Here is a 317-nt window from a genome sequence, read left to right as displayed (position 1 = left end):
ACCGACGTCGTCGACTGCGACTCCCAGTGAAAGAGGGTTGGGCTGATCGGGTAGTCCCGGTACATGGTGCTGGGCGAGTACTCGGCTTCCGATTTGTTGAGGGTGATGAAGAACGCGTCGACGGTCCGTCCGCTCACAGTGGTCTTGAGCACTCCTTCGCGGAACTGGCTTGGCGGCCGATTCAGCTCTGCGTGTCCGAGCGCGGCCAGGATCTCCTCGCGCTGATAGCTCCCGTGTAGCGCAAGGGGTAGTCCCTCAAGTCCGTCGTCGGAGCGGGTGAGCCGGCGACTATCAGCGAAAGCGAGCTCGACGATGAA

General features: G+C 62.1%; 1 protein-coding gene. It reads right to left on the bottom strand.

Going from position 1 to position 317, the window contains the following annotated elements; all coding sequences use genetic code 11:
• On the bottom strand, positions 1 to 317 hold a 317-nt coding region (locus BN358_RS23745; protein WP_157593457.1), incomplete at both ends, for a DUF3427 domain-containing protein.

Source organism: Sedimentibacter sp. B4, assembly GCF_000309315.1.
GTDB classification, from domain to species: Bacteria; Bacillota; Clostridia; order Tissierellales; family Sedimentibacteraceae; genus Sedimentibacter; species Sedimentibacter saalensis.
This window is presented reverse-complemented; position numbering and strand designations above follow the sequence as displayed.